The following is a 17,468-nucleotide window of genomic DNA, read 5'->3' as shown; positions in this document are numbered from 1 at the left end:
CTATGTCAGCCAAGACTCTCGCGCTAATCGAAGAGCATGATGTTAAATGGGTAGACCTACGTTTTACCGACACCCGCGGTAAAGAGCAGCACGTCACCGTGCCTGCTCGCGATGTGGACGAGGAATTTTTCGAAAACGGCCAGATGTTCGATGGTTCATCCATCAACGGCTGGAAAGGCATCAACGAATCCGACATGATTCTGCGTCCGGAAGACGGCTCTGCCTACCTCGACCCGTTCACTGAAGACGCTACCCTGGTTCTGCGTTGTGACATCATCGAGCCGGCGACCATGCAGGGTTATGATCGTGATCCGCGCTCCATCGCTAAGCGTGCTGAGTCTTACCTGCAGTCAACCGGTCTTGGCGACACGGCCTTCTTCGGTCCAGAGCCTGAGTTCTTCATCTTTGACGAAGTGCACTGGAAAGCCGATATCCAAGGTGCCATGTACAAAATCACCTCTGAAGAAGGTGCATGGGCCACAGACAGCCAGGTCGAAGGCGGCAACTTAGGCCACCGTCCGCGCGTGAAAGGCGGCTACTTCCCGGTTCCGCCGGTCGACAGCTTCCACGATATCCGCGGTGCCATGTGTAACACCTTGGAAGCCATCGGCCAGTCGGTAGAAGTTCACCACCACGAAGTATCCAACGCCGGCCAGAACGAAATTGGCGTTAAATTTAATACGCTGGTGAAGAAAGCTGACGAAGTGCAGGAAATGAAGTACGTGATCCACAACGTGGCACACGCGTACGGTAAAACGGCGACTTTCATGCCGAAGCCGCTGGTAGGCGATAACGGCTCGGGCATGCACGTTCACCAGTCGTTCTGGAAAGACGGTAACAACCAGTTCGCGGGTGACGAGTACGCGGGCCTGTCAGAAATGGCGCTGTACTACATCGGCGGTATCATCAAGCACGCTCGTGCGCTGAACGCCTTTACCAACGCCTCGACCAACTCGTACAAGCGTCTGGTACCGGGTTTTGAAGCGCCGGTCATGCTGGCCTACAGCGCCCGCAACCGTTCCGCTTCCATTCGTATTCCGTATACCGCCAGCCCTAAAGGCAAGCGCGTCGAGCTTCGCTTCCCCGATCCGACCGCCAACCCGTACCTGTGCTTTGCGGCAATGCTGATGGCGGGTATCGACGGTATCAAGAACAAGATCCACCCTGGCGATGCCATGGACAAGAACCTGTACGACCTGCCGCCGGAAGAAGGCAAGTCGGTACCGACCGTTGCGAGCAGCCTGGATCAAGCCTTGGAAGCCCTCGATGCTGACCGCGCTTTCTTGACCGAAGGTGGCGTGTTCACCGACGATATGATTGATGCTTATATCGAACTCAAGATGGAAGACGTGGAGCGTATCCGCATGACCACGCACCCCGTCGAGTTTGATATGTACTACAGCTGCTAATCACACCGTTGCGGTGATGATAAGCTCAAACCCCGCTACGGCGGGGTTTTTTAGTTTAGGGGGAGAGCATGTTGTGTAAGGGGCTAACGCGGCGAATATGGCGGGGCTTAGGGCTCGGTTTGCTAGTCAGTGCGGTGGCGGTCGGAGCCAACGCTTCAACGGTCTATCGGGTGGTTGACGACAACGGCAATGTGACTTTCACCGATAACCCCCGTGACGGCGGCGAAGCGCTGAAGCTGGCGCCGCTACCTGGGTTACCCGACCAGCGGGCCAGTACGCCCACCCGCCCAGCGTCGGCCTCGCCGGGCCAGCCCTTTATGCCCTACGACCGCTTTCAGATTCACTCGCCCAGCGCGGGTGCTGAAGTGGGGGCCGCCACGCCAGTGGAGCTGCGTATCGTGCCTCGCTTGCGCGATGACCATCGGGTGCAGCTACGCGTTAATGGCGAGCTTAGCCAATCGGCGCTGCACAGTGATGTTTTCTGGCTGTCGAATTTGCCCGCTGGGCGGCATCAACTCCAGGCAGTGTTATTGGATAGCCAGGGGCGGCGACAGCATCGCACCACGCCTGTGACGATCGTGGTGAACGATTAGCACCTATGCGCCATTATGGTGCATAGAGCAATCGACGAGGGAGCGGCTGTGCGCTAAAACAGTCCATCTTGCATCGCCATACGGTGCAAATGCCGTGCTTATCAGCGTAGTGGCATATTTGGCGCGCTTTTTGCAGTTCCCTCTACATCTTCCCAGCGGCAGGCTGAATTCACGGTAATGGACGAGGCGACTTTGCAAGACACCACGATGCACCAGCGATTACTAGAACATCTCACCACGGCGGTGCTTCTGCTGGATGGCCAACTCAACGTGCGCTGGATGAACCCCGCCGCTGAGGCGTTGTTGGCCGTCAGCCTGAGCCGCGTGCAGGGCATCGGCCTGAATACCATGTTAGGCGGCGATGAAAGCATTGACGGCGTACTGGCCAAAGCCCGTGATGCGTTTCATCCCTTTACCCAACGCGAGGCTCGCATTACCCCGCTGAATAGCGTCCCGCTCACCGTGGATTACACGGTCACACCGCTTTCCGCTACGGAGCTATTGCTGGAAATTGAGCCCCGTGACCGGCTGATGCAAATCTCCCGCGAAGAAGCGCTGACCACCCGCCAAGAAACCATCAAAGTACTGGCCCGGGGGCTGGCCCACGAAGTGAAAAATCCGTTGGGCGGTATTCGTGGCGCAGCGCAGCTGCTCGAGCGCGATTTGGATAACCCGGCGCTGCGTGAATACACCCACATCATCGTCGAAGAGGTCGACCGGCTGCGCGATATGGTGGATTCGATGCTGGGGCCCAACTACATCGTCAAGCACGAGCCGGTCAACATTCATAAAGTACTCGAGCGCGTGCGCTCATTGTTGATCGCCGAGCACCCCAACGTGGATATCCAGCGCGATTACGACCCCAGCCTGCCGGAGTTATCCGGCGATGAATCGCAAATGATCCAAGCGGTGTTGAACGTGGCACGCAATGCGGTGCAGGCGATGAACGATGCCCAGACACCGCATGCGACGCTCGTGTTGCGCACCCGTGCGCGGCGTCAATTTACCTTGGGGGCCGAGCGGCACCGTCTGGTTAGCGAAGTGGACGTTATCGATAACGGCCCGGGTATTCCCAATACGCTGCAAGAAACCCTGTTTTACCCAATGGTGTCGGGCCGCGCTGAAGGTAGCGGGCTCGGCCTGTCCATTGCCCAATCGATTTTGCACCAACATCAAGGATTGATCGAATGCGACTCACGCCCAGGACACACCGAATTTCGTCTATTGATTCCGTTGGAGAAGCGTCATGACTGAGTCTGGCCGTAATGATGTTGCGCGGGTTGTCATTGTTGACGATGACCGTGCGATTCGCTGGGTGCTTGAACGTGCACTGGCGCAACCCGATCTCGACGTTGAATGCATCGAACGTGCCGACACGGTGCTTGACCGCTTGCTGGAAAGCCCGCCGGATGTGCTGGTCACCGATATTCGCATGCCGGGGATCGATGGCCTGGATTTAATGGCCCGGATACGCGAGGCGCACCCCGATTTGCCGGTGATCGTGATGACCGCGCACTCCGATTTAGACAGTGCGGTGGCCTCCTATCAAGGCGGCGCCTTTGAGTATTTACCCAAGCCGTTTGACGTGGATGAGGCGTTGGCCCTGGTACGCCGCGCGGTGGCCCATGCCCGCGAACGCCAGCGTCCGGTGACGGTGCCGGAAGGGCTCAATGCGGAAATTATCGGCGAAGCCCCCGCCATGCAGGAGGTGTTTCGGGCGATTGGGCGGCTTTCCCACTCGCACATTACCGTGCTGATTAACGGCGAATCAGGCACCGGTAAAGAGCGGGTTGCCGAAGCGCTACACCAGCACAGCCCGCGCCAGGGCAAGCCGTTCATCGCCTTGAACATGGCGGCGATTCCGCGTGATTTGATCGAATCCGAACTGTTCGGCCACGAAAAAGGCGCGTTTACCGGCGCGACGTCGCAGCGCCAAGGGCGTTTTGAGCAAGCCAATGGCGGCACGCTGTTTCTGGATGAGATTGGCGATATGCCCGCCGAAACACAAACGCGCTTACTGCGTGTGCTGGCTGACGGTGAGTTTTACCGCGTGGGTGGGCATATGCCAACGAAAGTTGATGTGCGCATTATCGCGGCTACCCACCAGAACCTTGAGTCGCTGGTGGACGACGGGCGCTTCCGGGAAGATTTGTTCCACCGCCTTAACGTCATCCGCATTCATTTGCCCAAGCTGGCTGAGCGGCGTGAAGATATTCCCCGCTTGACGCGGCATTTCCTTGCGGAAGCGGCCAAAGAGCTGTCCACCGATATCAAAGTATTAACCCCTGAGGCGGAAGCCCATTTAACGCAGTTGCCCTGGCCTGGCAACGTACGTCAGTTGGAAAACATCTGCCGTTGGCTAACCGTGATGGCCTCGGGGCGCGAAGTCTTGGTCGAAGACTTGCCGCTGGAATTGCGCTCGTCGAGCGCGTCAGAAGCCAGCACCCACGGTGATTGGCGCAGTGCGTTTCGCGATTGGGCAGACCACGCACTGGCGGAAGGCCATACGCATCTGTTGGAAGAAGCAGTGCCGGATTTCGAGCGGATTTTAATTGAAACCGCCCTTAAGCATACCGGTGGCCGTAAAGGCGAAGCCGCCGAGCTGCTCGGGTGGGGGCGCAATACGTTAACGCGTAAACTCAAAACGTTGCTGCCCGCACTGGCGGACGAGTAGTCGGGCTGCGCAACACAAGCCGTGTTATTTGCCTTCGCTCTTGAGGCGTTCTATCTCGGCCAGCAGGGCGTCGGCTTCTTCCGTGAGCGTGGCGTTAGTCCGCATGTCGCCATTACGTGATGCTTCCATAGCGGCTTGTAGCTTACGTTCGTAGTCTTGCTGTAGCTTCTTTTTGGGGTCGCGCTTAAAAAGACCAAACATGGACGCTCTCCTCTGTGTGTATATGGTTTGTACACCTTTGGAGCGCGTTTGTCTAACTTTTACGCTCGCCTCAACGGCGATCACAAGCAACGTTGCTGGCTCGCAGCAAGGCGCTGCAGCGCGTTAGAAAAGTCTCGAAATCGCTGAGCAAGGTATCCAGGCTTTCGTGAAGGCGATGGTCGTCGTCTACCATGCGTAACGACAAGCGTTGGCGTTGTGCTCGTTCGATGACCGGGCCAGGGGGAATCACCTCATCCTGCCAGCCGTGAATAATGTGCGTGCAACGGGCTTGAATGGTGGGAGAGGTTTCAGGGTAATGCGCTAGCCCCAGTGCGGGCGCCAACAAAAAGCAGCCCAGTACGGGCTGCTGTGAACTGACCGCTGCGCTTAACCAGCCACCCAGGCTGGAACCGGCGAGCACGCAGCGTTCAGGGTCATCGCCCCGAGCTGCCAGCGTCGTCAGCAGATGCTGAAGGCGTTGCTGCGGCTCGGGTTGGCCACGGTAATCCATCACCACGGGCTCGCAGTCGTCGAGCTTTTCGACGATGCCTTTTAACGCCTGCATTTTCAGCGCCCCAGGCCCGCTTTCTAAACCGTGTGATAAATAGACCGTCAGCATAATGGCGTTAGCTCGCTGATTGTTGGATGGCTTCTCCGCCTTGCTCGATGTCTTCACCCGCACCGCGAATGGTATTGCAGCCGCTCACGAGCAGTACGGTGATAATGCAAATAATACTAAGAGCCGTCATGCGTTTCATAGAAGCCTCCTTTCAGGCGAATCCCCCGTCATGGGGTAATAACTAGATTAGCAAACGTTAACCATTTAGCGACATCGCTAGTATGAACCTGTTTGCCTATATCACCATGCTATTTTGTCGCATGTGCCATTGAGACACAGAATTATGAGCCAAGAAAATAGCCAGCATATAGGCAATATATTTTATAAGTATTTGTTTTTAATTAGCAATAACGTATTTAATTAGAATTGGCCCGATGCGTGCTTAGTTAAGGGTGTGTGCGCAATGTAAGGGGGGAATCTAAGTTGTCCACAGGGTTGTCGTCACCATCACTTGTGGGCAAGTCATGTTTTTAGGTCAAAAAGTAGTCAAGCAGTGCCGTTAAGCGCAATCGCTCAACCCTTCAAGAAGGTAAGTTATAGCAATATAAATCAGTCAAGCACGTCAGGCGAGTGTCTCGATAAATGGATGGCAGGAAGCCACTATAATGAATGGAGTCTTCAAGGGAATCGGCACTTTCCGATTTAGCGCAAGGACGCGCTAAACATCAACGCCAAGGAAAGGCGACGATGCAAAATTACCACTTTGTTTCGGCAAAGTGGTTTTTTTGCGTCTTACCCTCACCACGCCGTTTTAACCCATCAGATATAAACTCAACAGCGCAAATCCAGCGCCCATGATGGCCCCGGCGATAACATCGCTCACATAGTGCAAGCCCAAGCCCACCCGCGATATCGCAATGAGCAGTGCCAGGGGCAATACCACGGGCAGAAGCCATGGGGTATGCGCGGCCACCAGTATGCTGAACATTACCGCGTGCATGGTGTGCCCGCTAGGAAAGCTATAGCGATCCCGGACGGGGGCGTTACATTGGATGCCGTTGCGATAGGTTATAAAGGGGCGCTCGCGGCACAGGCGGGTTTTGATAAAACGATAAACGCCGATCGCCAGGCAGGCGATTAGGCTGTACTGCATAATGTACCAAGAGCCGTTTGGCTGTAACCACGGCTGGGCAATGATCAGCAAGACCCAAGCCGGCCAGTCACCCAGCGTGCTGGCGGTCTGCAGCATTACCCGCCATGGGCGAAACAACGATAGCCGTGCGACGCGCTGACAAAACTGCCATTCCAGCAAATCAAGACGATCGAATACGACAAGGGGGCGAGGTCGCATGATAAGCCTCCTGGGCTTGTTGAAGATAACGAAGGAACTGCTGGCCAATACCCGACCAACTCTGCTCCAGCGCTCTCAGGCGAGCCAGTCGGCTGTACTTGGCATAGTCCGCTGGGTGTTGGCACAGCGTGACGGCGGCTTGGCAAAAGGCATCCGGTTGGTCGATCGGCACCGTTACGCCGTTGTAGCCGTTTTCGATCAATTCGGCGCTGGCCGCGTGGCGATAGGCCACCACCGCTAAACCGCTGGCCATGGCTTCATTAACCACATTACCCCAGGTTTCGGACAGCGAGGGGAAGATAAATAGATCGGCACTCGCGTAGTGGCGGGCCAATGATTCTTGGTCGATAAACCCGGTAAAGTGGGCCTCGGGCATTGCGCTGGCAAGTTGCGCTCGTTCTGGGCCATCGCCGACGATGACGTGCGCCATGTCGGGGCGAACGGTACGCATGGCGTGGTAGGTTTCTTGCAGTAGCGCGAGGTTTTTTTCCGCAGCTAATCGCCCCACATAAAGCGCTACCGGTTGGTGGTCGTTAACTCCCCAGGATTGCCGCAATGCCGAGTCGCGGTGCGCGGGAGAGAAACGATCGCCGTCAATACCCCGTGACATTACCTGGACGTCGTGGATGCCTTGCTGGCGGAGCTGGGTGGCTTGCAGGTGCGTGGGCACTAAGGTGAGCGAGCAGCCATTGTGAAAATAGCGCAAATAGCGGCGTGTCGCTGAGGCGAGCCAAGGTACGCCGTAATCGGTGCAGTAATGGTCGAAATTGGTGTGCCAGCCAGCAACAAGTGGAATGCCCAGCCGCCGGGCTGCCTGACGTGCTGACCAGCCGAGTGGGCCCTGGGTCGCGAGGTAGATCACATCGGGGCGGTTTTCTTTCCAGAATTTGCGCAAGGTGGCGGGGCGGCAAAAACCCACCTGAACTTCACGGTAGCCGGGTATCGAGCAACGTGGAACCTGCAACTCAGTACGCGCCAGGGGAGCCTTGGCCGCACAAGCGGGTTTCGGCCGAATGACATCGATCTCCACATCGTAATGCGCAAGCTCACTGCCGAGTCGGCTCAAGGTGTGGGCAACGCCGTTGATTTCCGGTGCCCATGTTTCGCTGACGATGCAAAGCCGCATGTCCATTCGTCCCGTTATCCATTTAAAGGCAGTCTAGGTCGCGGGCATGACACGGTTAAGACAGCCAGGTGAATAAGTGATGACACTAAATCCGCTGGCTGGTTGGTAAGTTAGCGTTTGCCAGAGGCAAGCATAAGGTCGCTCTAGCGATGTACGATGCGAATGTTATCCATGACCCAACAGAGGGGAGCTAATCATGAAATCGACGGTGTTAATTACCGGCGCCAACCGGGGTGTCGGGTTGGCGTTGGCCGAGCACTATTTTGACGCGGGCTATCGAGTGCTGGGTGTTTGTCGCCAGTCGTCGGAAGCGCTTGATTGCGTGGCCGACCAGGTGGTTGAGGGCATTGATATCACCCAGCCGGATGATATCGCGAGGCTTGTCCAGGTGCTTGATGGTCAAACACTAGACCTACTGATTAACAATGCCGGGCTGCTGCGCGATGAGTCGCTTGGCAGTCTTGATTTCGACAGTATCCGCGAGCAGATGGAAATTAACGCCTATGCGCCGATGCGTGTCGCTGAGGCGCTCATACCCAACCTTAAACAAGGCAGCAAAATCGCCAATATCACCAGCCGGATGGGCTCCATCGCGGATAACGACTCGGGAGGCCGCTATGGGTACCGTGCTTCTAAAGCAGCGCTTAATGCGCTGGGTAAATCGCTAGCTATCGACCTAAAACCACGCGGTATTGCCGTTGCACAGATTCACCCCGGCTATGTGCAAACGCGCATGGTTAATTTTGGTGGCTTGATCAGCCCACAAGAGGCGGCGCTAGGCATTGCCGCCCGTATTGAAGCGCTGACGCTCGACAACAGCGGCGGGTTTTGGCATAGCAATGGCGAATCACTCCCCTGGTGAGGACGGTGGCGATGGGCGTGAGCGTTTTCGCTCACGTCGTCGTTGCTTAGCTAGCGCGTTACCGTTCGCCAGTTCCACTAGGTAGGCAACTTCTTCGTCGCTAAGCGGCTTGCGTGATGGATTCGCCATTGTCGTCACCGTTCTGTCAGGCTTTCACGACACGCTAACGGTGAACCATGACATCAAGATGAAAGGAGCCATGAAGATGCAAGCCCTCCAATATAGCATGGCGCTCGGGGCAGCATTATTCGTCACTGCGTCCCCCTTGCTGGCTGATAACGACACGCTGACGCTTTTTCACACCAATGACTTACACGGGCGAACCAATCAGTATCCTCACCTGATCACCACGCTGAATGAGGCGCGGGAAACCTATGGCGAAGGGCTGCTGCTGGATGCTGGGGATGTTTTCTCAGGCACTCTCTACTTCACCGAATTTCAGGGCCAGGATGCCTTGGAATTTATGAATTTAATGGGCTACGACGCCTTTGTCCTGGGTAATCATGAGTTTGATTTGGGTGACCCTGACGAAGGGCATCAAGCGCTAGCGGCATTTTTTTCGGGTGCCAAGTTCCCTATTTTAGGCGCCAACCTGGATTTTTCAGCGAGCCCTGAATTTGCTGGCATGCTGGGTGGGTCGATTAGCGCCGACCCACAGGCGGGTAAGCTCTATGATGGCATTATTGTTGAACATAAAGGCGAGCCAGTTGGCATCTTTGGGCTTACCACTCAGGATAGCGCGACGATCTCGAGTCCCGGTCAAGTGACGATTAGCGATTACCACCAAGCGGCGCAGGCAATGGTGGACAGCTTTGAAGAGCAGGGCGTTAACAAGGTTATTGCACTCACGCATTTAGGCTACGCAAGCGACCTTAGCGTGGGCAACGACCTGCTGTTGGCAGAGTACGTGGAAGGCATCGACATCATTATTGGCGGGCATAGCCATACCCAAGTATCACCGCCAACGCTGCACAGTGCCGGTGAGGCATTCTCGCCCACGGTGATTGGCCAGGCAGGTGAGTATGGTCAGCACCTTGGCGTGATGCAGGTCACTTTCGATGATAACGGCGTGGTGGTCGATTTAAGCGGTGAACTGCTCGCCGCCGACGAGCGCGAAGCGGATCCCGACGCCGCAAAGCGGCTTGAACCCTACACAGCGGCGATTGAAGCCCTGCGGGACACCCAGGTCGGAGCCAAGGTGATCTCGGCCCTACCTAATCCGCGCCCTGGGGATGGCGACTCGCGCAGCGTGCGCGCCAATGAAACGGCGCTGGGCAATTTAATTAGCGATGCGCAACTGCACGCTGCACAGCAAGTGGCGCCCGACACAGTGATGGCGATCCAAAACAGCGGGGGCATTCGTGACGCGATCGAGAAAGGCGAGGTGTCGGTGGGGGATCTAATCGCCGTGCAGCCGTTTGGCAATCGTTTGACCCTGCTCGACGTTACCGGCGCCGAGCTGCTGGAAACCTTTGAAGTTGCGCTGGCCAATACTCCCGGCGAGGACGGCGGTTTTCTGCAGGTGTCAGCAGGCGTTGAGCTGGTGTACGACAGCCGCGAGCCGGTCGGAGAACGCGTGGTTAGCCTGAAAGTCGCCCAGGAAGGCGCCATGCAGGCCATTGACCCCGAACGCACTTATACCATCGCCACCAACAACTTTACCGCCGCCGGTGGCGATAGCCATTCTGTTTTAGGTGCCGCTTATGACGATGGCCGCCACACCATCGTTGCCGGTTCTATGGTTGAGAGTACTGATTGGAAAATGCTGCGCAATTATATGGTTGAGCTTAAAGAAGTGGTTTACCAGGTTGAAGGCCGAATTACCGATCTTGCCCAAGACGCGCCGTAGTAACACTCTGTTATGCTTCAATAGCACGCTCAGATATAACATTCTCAGTACGTTTACCCGTGACGCTATTGAAAGGATGCAGCGCGTCGCGGGTGACGTAGAAACGCAGGGTTTCGCCTTCGGCGACCGGCGGCTGGCCCGATACGCGAATCACCGTGGGCTGGTCGCTGTCGGCGAGGTTCACATACAGGTGGCTTTCGGCGCCGGCGGCTTCAAATAACGCAAGCGTTGAGTCAACGGTTAAGTGCGTCGCGGACGGCGGGGTTAAGTGCATATCATCCGGCCGGATACCCACGATATCGGTGCCCTCGGGCAGGTTGTCCAGTAGGCCGTTGGCGCCCTGTGTTTTCAGGTAATCCACCGGTAGCATGTTCATGGCGGGGGAGCCGATAAACCCGGCGACGAACATGGTGGCAGGGCGGGCGTAGATCTCCATGGGCGACCCCACTTGTTCAATCTGCCCGGCATTAAGTACCACCAGGCGGTCGCCTAAAGTCATGGCTTCCAGCTGGTCGTGGGTCACGTACAGGCTGGTGGTCTTGAGACGCCGCTGTAGCTGTTTGATTTCCACGCGCATCTGCACGCGCAGCTTGGCGTCCAGGTTCGAGAGCGGCTCGTCGAACAGAAACGCGGCGGGGTCGCGCACCAGGGCTCGGCCCATGGCCACCCGCTGGCGCTGGCCGCCGGAGAGCTTGCGCGGCTTGCGCTCTAGAAACTCTTCGATCTCGAGCATTTGGGCGGCAACCCGGACGCGTTTTTCTATTTCGTCTTTTTTAAAGCCACGGTTTTTCAGGCCATAGGCGAGGTTGTTGTATACCGTCATGTGCGGGTAGAGCGCGTAATTTTGGAACACCATGGCGATGTCGCGTTCGGCGGGTTCGAGCTTGTTCACCACTCGCTCGCCGATTTTGAGCGTGCCGTCGGTGATGGTTTCCAGGCCTGCGACCATGCGCAGCAGGGTAGATTTGCCGCAGCCCGATGGCCCCACCAGCACCACAAACTCGCCGTCTTCAATCTGTAAGTCGACGCCTTTGACGGCGTGAACATCGCCGCTGTAGGTCTTTTTGAGCCCTTCCAAGGTAATACTGGCCATGTTATTTCTCCGTCTCGGTCAGGCCTTTCACAAACAGGCGTTGCATAAACAAAATCACTAATACCGGCGGCAGGGCGGCCATGACCAGCGCGGCCATCACCAAGTGCCACTGCGGGTTCTCTTCCGAGGTCATGCGCTGGATGCCCATCACGATGGTGTAATAGTCGGGGTCGGTGGTGATGATGAGTGGCCAGAGGTATTGGTTCCAGCCGTAAATAAACATGATCACAAACAGCGCGGCGATATTGGTCACCGAGAGTGGCATCAGGATGTCTTTAAAGAACTTTAGCGGCCCAGCGCCGTCCACTCGGGCGGCTTCCAGCATTTCTTCGGGAATTGTCATGAAGAACTGGCGGAACAAGAACGTCGCAGTGGCCGAGGCAATCAACGGGATCGATAGCCCAGCAAAGCTGTTGAGCATATTGAGATCCGCGACCACCTGAAAGGTCGGAATAATGCGCACTTCCACCGGTAACATCAGGGTGACGAAGATCAGCCAGAAAAAGAACATCCGGAAACGGAAGCGGAAATAGACAATCGCAAACGCCGACAGCAGCGAAATAAACAGCTTACCCACCGTAATCGCCATGGCCATCACAAAGCTGTTCCACAGCATCAGCCCGGCGGGGGGCGCGCCTGCGTTGGACACGCCGGATTGCCACATCAGCTTATAGTTTTCGATGCCTTGATCGCCGGGAAGCAGCGGCAGCGTGCCCTGTAGCAACCCCGACAGGGAATGTGTAGAGGCAATAATCGCGACATACACTGGAAAAACCACCAGTGCGACGCCCGCGATCAAAACAAGGTGGGCAATCAGGTTTGCCCAGGGGCGGTTTTCAACCATTAATATTCTCCCACAACCTAGTAGTTGACTCGGCGCTCGATAAAGCGGAACTGAATCATGGTTAATGCCACCACAATCACCATCAGGATCACCGATTGCGCGGCAGAAGAGCCCAGGTTGAGACCCACAAAGCCATCGGCGTAAACCTTGTAAACCAGAATGTTAGTCGCCTGGGCCGGGCCGCCCTCGGTGGTGGCGTGAATAATCGCGAAGGTATCGAACATGGCGTACACCACGTTAACCACCATCAAGAAAAACGTGGTGGGCGTCAGCAGCGGGAAAATGATCGTCCAGAAGCGCTTGATGGGGCTGGCGCCGTCGATCGCCGCGGCTTCGATCAGCGACTGGGGAATCGACTGTAGCCCGGCGAGGAAGAACAAAAAGTTGTAGGAGATCTGCTTCCAGGCGGCGGCAAAAATCACCAGCAGCATGGCGTCTGCGCCCGAGGTGCGGTGGTTCCATTGGTAGCCGACCATGTCCAGCATGTAAGGCACGATGCCGATGGAGGGGTTAAAGATAAACCACCACAAAACGCCGGCAATGGCGGGTGCAATGGCATAAGGCCATACCAGCAGCGTGGTGTAAGTGCTGCGTGAGCGAAGCATGCGGTTCACCGTGCTGGCCAGCAGCAGCGCGGCGGCCATCGAAAGCAGCGTGGTGCCGAGGGCGAACACCACCGTGACCGAGAGCGAGTTGAGGTAGGCCCCGTCACGAAACAGGCGGGCAAAGTTCTCAAGGCCCACAAAGGTGGTTTTCAGACCAAAGGCATCTTCGCGCAACAGCGACTGATACAGCGCCTGGCCCGCCGGCCAGATAAAGAAAATCAGCGTCACAATCACCTGGGGCGCTAATAGTGCGTAGGGCAAAAAGCGCCCAGGGTAGGTCATGCGTTTGGTTTGCATGGGCAGCTCTGGGAAGTATTAATAAATAGCCATCAACAAACGAAAGCGCCGCCTACCCGAGGGGCAGGCGGCGACGTAAGTGATTATTTACTGATTGGCGGATTCGAAGTCACGTAGCAGATCATTGCCACGCTCTACTGCGTCGTCAGCCGCTTCCTGGCCGGATTTATCGCCGGTCATCACCGCTTCCATTTCTTCGGAGATGATGTCGCGAATCTGTACGAAGTTACCAAAACGCAGCCCTTTCGAGTTTTCAGTCGGCTCGTTGAGGGTCATCTGTTTCAGTGAAATGTCCGCGCCTGGGTTCTCTTCGTAATAGCCCTGCTCTTCGCTTAAATCCCAAGCAGCTTGTGTGATGGGCAGGTAGCCGGTTTGCTGATGCCACTGCGCCTGGACTTCAGGCTGGGAAAGGTACTCAAAGAACGCCGCAACCGCTGCGTATTCTTCTTCGCTGTGGCCTTGCAGTGCCCACAAGGTAGCGCCGCCAATGATCGAGTTCTGCGGTGCGCCTTCTACGTCGTCGTAGTAAGGCTGCATGCCAAAGCCGACGTCAAATTCTGAATTGGCGGCGACATCCGCGCGGGAGGCTGAAGAGCCGAAGAAAATCGCGCAGTCTTGGGAGTAGAACATCGGCTCGGAGTCGGGCCCAGAGCCGGGGCCGCCCCATTGGAAGACACCCGAGTCCTGCCAGGTTTTGAGGTTGTCCCAGTGGCGGGCTACCAGCTCGTTATTGAAGGTAAACTCGGTGCCCAGGCCGCCAAAGCCATTCTCCAGGGTGCCTAATGGGATGTTGTGCCATGCGGAGAAGTTTTCCAGCATCACCCAGCTTGGCCAGGAAGTGGTAAAGCCGCAGCTGGCCGCGCCTGATTCAACAATTTGGCGGGAAAAATCGGCCACTTCTGACCAGGTCTCTGGCGGTTGCTCGGGGTCTAGACCCGCTTCCTCAAACATGTCGCGGTTGTAGTACATAATCGGCGTTGAGGAGTTAAACGGGAACGACAGCATATTGCCGTTGGTGTCGGTGTAGTAACCGACGACGGCAGGCAGGAAGGCTTCACGGTCAAACGGACGGTCATGCGCCTCCATCAGTTCGTACACCGGATAGATCGCGCCTTCGGCGTTCATCATGGTGCCGGTGCCCACTTCAAACACCTGCAGGATGTGCGGCTGCTCATTGGCACGGAAAGCGGCAATCGCACCGGTCATGGTTTCGGTATAGGTGCCGCGATAGCTGGGGTTAACCTGGTAGTCGTCCTGGGACTCGTTAAAATCTTGGGTCATTTCTTCAAGTATTTCACCCAGCTGGCCGCCCATGGCGTGCCACCAGCTAATCTCTGTCGCGGCATGGGCAGACAAACTGAGGCTGGCAGTCGCCACCCCTACGGCAAGCGCGTGCAAGGTAAAACGAGACATAACAAGCTCCTTGTGGGCCACCACCTCATCAGATAAGCCCATGGAACGGGCGCTGGATAGGCAATGGATAGAACAAAGTATTGTTTAATTCCTTAGTCAGCTTGACTGTAAAAAGCCCCGATGACGCTTTGGTGAACGACAGATGAACCCTGCATGACAGCCCGGCCGATGTAGGCGGTCTAAGGTGAGGATGATAGGCTGGCTAATTAGCAAGATGACGATAGGAAGGCGCGATGAGCGATGCAGAGCAACTGTTAGCAAGGCTGGTAGGGTTTGATACCACCTCGAGTGAATCCAACTTGGCGCTGGTCGAGTACGTGGAAGGCTATTTGGCCGACTATGGCATTGAGGCCGAGCGGGTGATGAGCCCGTGTGGTAAGAAAGCCAATTTGATTGCCCGCATCGGCCCCGATGCGCCGGGCGGCGTGATGCTGTCGGGTCATACCGATGTGGTGCCGGTGGCAGGGCAGCCCTGGTCGAGCGATCCGTTCACCCTGCGCGATGGCGGCGATGGTCGGTTATACGGGCGGGGCAGCTGCGATATGAAAGGCTTTATCGCCTGTGCCCTGGCAAAAGTACCTGAATGGGTAAACGCACCGCTCAAGCAGCCGATCTATTTGGGCTTTTCCTACGATGAAGAAATTGGCTGCGTGGGCGCGCCCAGCCTGATCAAGCGCTTCTACGAGGACTACTCCACCACCGCTCACGTGATTGTCGGCGAACCGACGGACATGCAGCCGGTGGTTGCCCAAAAGGGCGCCACCAATCTGCGCACCACGGTGATTGGCCGCGAAGCCCACAGCAGCCAGGTCAATCAGGGCACTTCGGCGATTCATGTGGCCGCGCGGTTGGTGACGTTTATCGAAGACACTATGGCGGCATTGGTGGAAGAGGGCCGCATCGATGACGCCTTTAACGTGCCCCATACCAGCCTGCACGTCGGCAAAATCAAAGGCGGTACGGCAATCAATATCATGGCGCGGGAGTGTCAGTTTGAGTGGGAAATTCGCCACCTGCCGACGGATACGTTCGATGAGGTATATGCACGCTTTGAGGCCTTCTGCAAACAGCTAACCGATGAGCTGAAGGCTAAAGGCAAGCACGTGGAGATCGATACTCAGCCGTTAAATGTCACCGTGCCGGGCCTGGCGGATCGGGATAATGATCGGGTGCTGCGGTTGGCCAAAGATCATTTGCCCAAGGGGTGCGGCGACCAAGCGGTGGCCTATGCGACTGAGGCAGGGCAGTTTCAGGGGCAGGGTTTGCAAACCATTATTATAGGGCCGGGCAGTATTGCCCAGGCGCATCAACCGGATGAGTATATTGAACGCTGCCAGCTTGAAGCTTGCTCGGCGTTTTTAGCCGATATGAGCGTTGCGTTGGAGCAGCCCGATGAACGTCATGGCTAGAAAGGTAGGTGTCCCACCCCGCATGGCGCCGGGTGGGACGGGTGTTACCGTGTCAATGCTGATGATCTTCTACGTATAACTCAGCCTTGGCATGGCGCATTACATCTTCACAGGCTTGCTGTTGGGCCAATTGGGTCAGCAAGCGCTGGGTCACTTCAAAGCCTTTACCTAAACAAGTATCAACTTCTTGCGAGCTAATCGTCGGCGTGACGCGATAATCAATTTTTATCGTGCGACCACCGCCCTCTAGCCGATCCGCGAACCCCCTGAGACGCCACGCGATTCTCTCTTTCCAGCTAGCTGATTCTTCCGCGCCTTCGTTTACGCTAAACGTGCACTGCCATTCCGGTTTGTAGACCTTCATAGGGAGAACCTCCACTGCAATTTGGAAAGAATGATCGATCGTGATTCGTACTCCGTCTGTCTGATGTTATTGCCCAGCCACTATACCTAACTTACCGCGTAAACCGAAACAAAACCGTAATAGCGACGCAGCAGTCGGTATAGCGTAGGCTGTTTCCAGTGTATGAGTGCGGCTCAGCGTTTAGTTTGGCTCTATTCTCATCGTATTTAATTAAATCGAATGGCTTAGTAGCCTGAGTTTACGTGGTTCACACTAGTAGCATTGCCGCCCCTTCTCTCCCCGCGACTCAAGGCATCTTTATGAACTGTGTCTCCTTATGACTACAAACCCATCTGAACTAACAGCGTGTGGATCCTGGTGGGAACACGCGCCGACGGGACAGTTACTGGTCGATGCACAGGGAGTCGTGTACGCCTGCAATGCTCAGTTAGCCGAGTGGATAGGGCGGCCGTCCTCCGCGCTGATTGGTCAGCTTGCCAGCGGGCTCTTTGACCCGGCGTCACGCGTGGTTTACTTAGGTCTCTTTGCCTTTCGTATGGCGACCATGGGACGTGTTGATGAAGTACACTTAGTGCTTCGTTCGGTTCATCATGACGATATTCCGGTGCTGAGTTGCGCGGCTCGGCTGACCGTTGACGACGAACGCCTCACACAAATCTCTTTGCTGCCGATATACCGTAATAATCGCCTAGAAAGCGAACTGATGTATGCCCGGCAAGCGGCGGGGAAAGCCGACGACGAACGGTCGCAGGCATTAGAGGCGTTGGAGCAGACGAAGCAGCAACTGAGAAACATAAAGGACGTTCACGACTAGCGAAC

General features: G+C 56.4%; 18 protein-coding genes. 8 read left to right on the top strand and 10 right to left on the bottom strand.

The window, feature by feature from the left end:
- Positions 1-2 precede the first annotated feature (2 nt).
- The 4 genes from glnA (at position 3) to ntrC (ending at position 4,676) form a co-directional block, all read left to right on the top strand.
- Entirely contained in the window at positions 3-1,409 is a 1,407-nt protein-coding gene (gene glnA, locus BLR97_RS06020) for a glutamate--ammonia ligase (RefSeq protein WP_089703513.1), read from the top strand.
- A 68-nt stretch (positions 1,410-1,477) separates the two neighbouring features.
- Positions 1,478-2,002 carry a DUF4124 domain-containing protein gene (locus tag BLR97_RS06015; protein ID WP_089703511.1) on the top strand — a complete coding sequence of 175 codons (525 nt, stop codon included), beginning with the start codon at positions 1,478-1,480 and terminating at the stop codon, positions 2,000-2,002.
- A 207-nt stretch (positions 2,003-2,209) separates the two neighbouring features.
- Positions 2,210-3,256, top strand: coding sequence for a nitrogen regulation protein NR(II) (glnL, locus tag BLR97_RS06010; RefSeq protein WP_089703909.1), 1,047 nt, complete (start codon positions 2,210-2,212; stop codon positions 3,254-3,256).
- Positions 3,249-4,676, top strand: coding sequence for a nitrogen regulation protein NR(I) (ntrC, locus tag BLR97_RS06005; RefSeq protein WP_089703509.1), 1,428 nt, complete (start codon positions 3,249-3,251; stop codon positions 4,674-4,676). Before glnL ends, ntrC begins: the two co-directional genes overlap by 8 nt.
- 24 nt (positions 4,677-4,700) lie before the next feature.
- Here the strand turns inward: ntrC and BLR97_RS19550 are convergent, their stop codons facing one another.
- The 5 genes from BLR97_RS19550 to BLR97_RS05985 form a co-directional block, all read right to left on the bottom strand.
- Positions 4,701-4,877 carry a DUF6435 family protein gene (locus tag BLR97_RS19550; protein WP_139172905.1) on the bottom strand — a complete coding sequence of 59 codons (177 nt, stop codon included), beginning with the start codon at positions 4,875-4,877 and terminating at the stop codon, positions 4,701-4,703.
- A gap of 70 nt (positions 4,878-4,947) precedes the next feature.
- Complete coding sequence (locus BLR97_RS06000; RefSeq protein WP_089703507.1) at positions 4,948-5,496, bottom strand: YqiA/YcfP family alpha/beta fold hydrolase; 549 nt, start codon at positions 5,494-5,496, stop codon at positions 4,948-4,950.
- Positions 5,497-5,503: 7 nt separating this feature from the next.
- Positions 5,504-5,635: an entericidin A/B family lipoprotein gene (locus BLR97_RS05995; RefSeq protein WP_089703505.1), complete on the bottom strand. Its 132-nt coding sequence runs from the start codon at positions 5,633-5,635 to the stop codon at positions 5,504-5,506.
- A gap of 612 nt (positions 5,636-6,247) precedes the next feature.
- Positions 6,248-6,787, bottom strand: coding sequence for a phosphatase PAP2 family protein (locus BLR97_RS05990; RefSeq protein WP_089703503.1), 540 nt, complete (start codon positions 6,785-6,787; stop codon positions 6,248-6,250).
- Positions 6,750-7,913, bottom strand: a complete 1,164-nt coding sequence (locus BLR97_RS05985; RefSeq protein ID WP_089703905.1) for a glycosyltransferase family 4 protein — start codon at positions 7,911-7,913, stop codon at positions 6,750-6,752. The genes BLR97_RS05990 and BLR97_RS05985 overlap by 38 nt, the downstream gene beginning before the upstream one ends.
- 196 nt (positions 7,914-8,109) lie before the next feature.
- On the opposite strand from BLR97_RS05985, the gene BLR97_RS05980 reads away from it, so the two are divergent.
- Together BLR97_RS05980 and BLR97_RS05975 are read left to right on the top strand one after the other, a co-directional pair.
- Complete coding sequence (locus BLR97_RS05980) at positions 8,110-8,775, top strand: SDR family oxidoreductase (protein ID WP_089703501.1); 666 nt, start codon at positions 8,110-8,112, stop codon at positions 8,773-8,775.
- A gap of 205 nt (positions 8,776-8,980) precedes the next feature.
- Complete coding sequence (locus BLR97_RS05975; protein ID WP_089703499.1) at positions 8,981-10,624, top strand: bifunctional metallophosphatase/5'-nucleotidase; 1,644 nt, start codon at positions 8,981-8,983, stop codon at positions 10,622-10,624.
- A 10-nt stretch (positions 10,625-10,634) separates the two neighbouring features.
- Here BLR97_RS05975 and BLR97_RS05970 read toward each other — a convergent pair whose 3' ends face one another.
- The 4 genes from BLR97_RS05970 to ugpB all read right to left on the bottom strand — a co-directional run bounded on the left by BLR97_RS05970 (position 10,635) and on the right by ugpB (position 14,876).
- Positions 10,635-11,717 carry a sn-glycerol-3-phosphate import ATP-binding protein UgpC gene (locus BLR97_RS05970; protein ID WP_089703497.1) on the bottom strand — a complete coding sequence of 361 codons (1,083 nt, stop codon included), beginning with the start codon at positions 11,715-11,717 and terminating at the stop codon, positions 10,635-10,637.
- 1 nt (position 11,718) lies between these two features.
- Positions 11,719-12,561 carry a sn-glycerol-3-phosphate ABC transporter permease UgpE gene (gene ugpE, locus BLR97_RS05965; protein WP_089703495.1) on the bottom strand — a complete coding sequence of 281 codons (843 nt, stop codon included), beginning with the start codon at positions 12,559-12,561 and terminating at the stop codon, positions 11,719-11,721.
- 17 nt (positions 12,562-12,578) lie between these two features.
- Positions 12,579-13,463 carry a sn-glycerol-3-phosphate ABC transporter permease UgpA gene (ugpA, locus tag BLR97_RS05960; protein WP_089703493.1) on the bottom strand — a complete coding sequence of 295 codons (885 nt, stop codon included), beginning with the start codon at positions 13,461-13,463 and terminating at the stop codon, positions 12,579-12,581.
- 87 nt (positions 13,464-13,550) lie between these two features.
- Positions 13,551-14,876 carry a sn-glycerol-3-phosphate ABC transporter substrate-binding protein UgpB gene (ugpB, locus tag BLR97_RS05955; RefSeq protein WP_089703491.1) on the bottom strand — a complete coding sequence of 442 codons (1,326 nt, stop codon included), beginning with the start codon at positions 14,874-14,876 and terminating at the stop codon, positions 13,551-13,553.
- A gap of 233 nt (positions 14,877-15,109) precedes the next feature.
- On the opposite strand from ugpB, the gene argE reads away from it, so the two are divergent.
- Positions 15,110-16,285 (top strand): acetylornithine deacetylase, encoded by a 1,176-nt coding sequence (gene argE / locus BLR97_RS05950; protein ID WP_089703489.1) that lies wholly within the window; start codon positions 15,110-15,112, stop codon positions 16,283-16,285.
- Positions 16,286-16,337: 52 nt separating this feature from the next.
- Here the strand turns inward: argE and BLR97_RS05945 are convergent, their stop codons facing one another.
- The gene (locus BLR97_RS05945) at positions 16,338-16,649 is read right to left on the bottom strand and encodes a hypothetical protein (RefSeq protein ID WP_089703487.1); all 312 of its coding nucleotides are present in this window, start codon (positions 16,647-16,649) and stop codon (positions 16,338-16,340) included.
- A gap of 316 nt (positions 16,650-16,965) precedes the next feature.
- Here BLR97_RS05945 and BLR97_RS05940 point away from each other — a divergent pair, with 316 nt between their 5' ends.
- A complete protein-coding gene (locus BLR97_RS05940) occupies positions 16,966-17,463 on the top strand; it encodes a nitrogen regulation protein NR(II) (RefSeq protein ID WP_139172903.1) in 498 nt (165 codons plus the stop codon).
- The last annotated feature ends 5 nt before the right edge of the window (positions 17,464-17,468 follow it).

The organism is Vreelandella arcis (assembly GCF_900103865.1).
Lineage (GTDB): Bacteria > Pseudomonadota > Gammaproteobacteria > Pseudomonadales > Halomonadaceae > Vreelandella > Vreelandella arcis.
Note: the sequence above shows the minus strand (reverse complement) of the source record. Positions and strands in the feature narration are given on the sequence as shown.

Coding starts and splice junctions, on each gene's coding strand:
- BLR97_RS05980 (WP_089703501.1), top strand. CDS start 8,110: ATGAAATCGACGGTGTTAATTACCGGCGCCAACCGGGGTGTCGGGTTG.
- BLR97_RS05945 (WP_089703487.1), bottom strand. CDS start 16,649: ATGAAGGTCTACAAACCGGAATGGCAGTGCACGTTTAGCGTAAACGAA.
- BLR97_RS05985 (WP_089703905.1), bottom strand. CDS start 7,913: ATGCGGCTTTGCATCGTCAGCGAAACATGGGCACCGGAAATCAACGGC.
- ntrC (WP_089703509.1), top strand. CDS start 3,249: ATGACTGAGTCTGGCCGTAATGATGTTGCGCGGGTTGTCATTGTTGAC.
- BLR97_RS05995 (WP_089703505.1), bottom strand. CDS start 5,635: ATGAAACGCATGACGGCTCTTAGTATTATTTGCATTATCACCGTACTG.
- glnA (WP_089703513.1), top strand. CDS start 3: ATGTCAGCCAAGACTCTCGCGCTAATCGAAGAGCATGATGTTAAATGG.
- ugpA (WP_089703493.1), bottom strand. CDS start 13,463: ATGCAAACCAAACGCATGACCTACCCTGGGCGCTTTTTGCCCTACGCA.
- BLR97_RS06015 (WP_089703511.1), top strand. CDS start 1,478: ATGTTGTGTAAGGGGCTAACGCGGCGAATATGGCGGGGCTTAGGGCTC.
- ugpE (WP_089703495.1), bottom strand. CDS start 12,561: ATGGTTGAAAACCGCCCCTGGGCAAACCTGATTGCCCACCTTGTTTTG.
- BLR97_RS05990 (WP_089703503.1), bottom strand. CDS start 6,787: ATGCGACCTCGCCCCCTTGTCGTATTCGATCGTCTTGATTTGCTGGAA.
- BLR97_RS05940 (WP_139172903.1), top strand. CDS start 16,966: ATGACTACAAACCCATCTGAACTAACAGCGTGTGGATCCTGGTGGGAA.
- BLR97_RS05975 (WP_089703499.1), top strand. CDS start 8,981: ATGCAAGCCCTCCAATATAGCATGGCGCTCGGGGCAGCATTATTCGTC.
- argE (WP_089703489.1), top strand. CDS start 15,110: ATGAGCGATGCAGAGCAACTGTTAGCAAGGCTGGTAGGGTTTGATACC.
- BLR97_RS05970 (WP_089703497.1), bottom strand. CDS start 11,717: ATGGCCAGTATTACCTTGGAAGGGCTCAAAAAGACCTACAGCGGCGAT.
- glnL (WP_089703909.1), top strand. CDS start 2,210: ATGCACCAGCGATTACTAGAACATCTCACCACGGCGGTGCTTCTGCTG.
- BLR97_RS06000 (WP_089703507.1), bottom strand. CDS start 5,496: ATGCTGACGGTCTATTTATCACACGGTTTAGAAAGCGGGCCTGGGGCG.
- BLR97_RS19550 (WP_139172905.1), bottom strand. CDS start 4,877: ATGTTTGGTCTTTTTAAGCGCGACCCCAAAAAGAAGCTACAGCAAGAC.
- ugpB (WP_089703491.1), bottom strand. CDS start 14,876: ATGTCTCGTTTTACCTTGCACGCGCTTGCCGTAGGGGTGGCGACTGCC.